The organism is Desertibacillus haloalkaliphilus, from assembly GCF_019039105.1.
Taxonomy (GTDB): domain Bacteria; phylum Bacillota; class Bacilli; order Bacillales; family KJ1-10-99; genus Desertibacillus; species Desertibacillus haloalkaliphilus.
This window is the reverse complement of the sequence record NZ_JAHPIV010000067.1, coordinates 1-570: the sequence shown is the minus strand read 5'-3', so window position 1 is coordinate 570 and position 570 is coordinate 1. Positions and strand designations below refer to the sequence as shown.

Genomic DNA, 570 nt, shown 5'->3' with positions numbered 1-570 from the left:
AGAGGAGAAAAAAGGGGAGGGGAGGGAGGAGAAGAGAGGGAAGAAGGGAAAAGGGGGAAGGGGAGAAGAAGAAAAAAAGGGAGAGAAAGGGGGGGAGGAGGAGAAAAGGAAGAAGGGGAAAGGAGGAAAGAGAGGAGAAGAAAGAAAAGAAAAGGGGGGAGAAGAGAGAAAAAGAAAGAGAGAGAAAAGGAAGGGAGAAGAGAAAGGAAAAAGGGGGGGAGGGAAGAAAAGGAAGGGAGAGAAGAGAAGGGGAGGAAAGGAGAGAAGAAGAAGGAAAAAAAAGGGGGAAAGGGGGAAGGGGAGAGGGGAAAAAAAGGAGAAAAGAAAAGAGGGAGAAAGGGGAGGAGGGAAGGGAGAAAGAGAGGAAGAAAGGAAGAAAAAAAGGAGAAAAGAAAAAGGAAAGGGAGAAGGGGGGGAGAAAGAGGAAAAAAGGGGAGGAAGGGAAGGGGGAAGAGAAAGGGGAGAGGAGGGAAGAGAAGAAGAGGAAGAAGGGAAGAAGGGAGGGGAGAAGAGGAAGGAGAGAAAGAAGAAGAAAGAAAAAAGGAAAAAGAGGGGAAGAGAAAGGAAGAG

The 570-nt window shown here is 47.9% G+C and carries 1 protein-coding gene; it reads left to right on the top strand.

The genetic code is table 11. The features are described 5' to 3' along the window. The coding region (locus KH400_RS29605; RefSeq protein WP_217227926.1) for a hypothetical protein at positions 1-570 on the top strand (570 nt) is incomplete at both ends.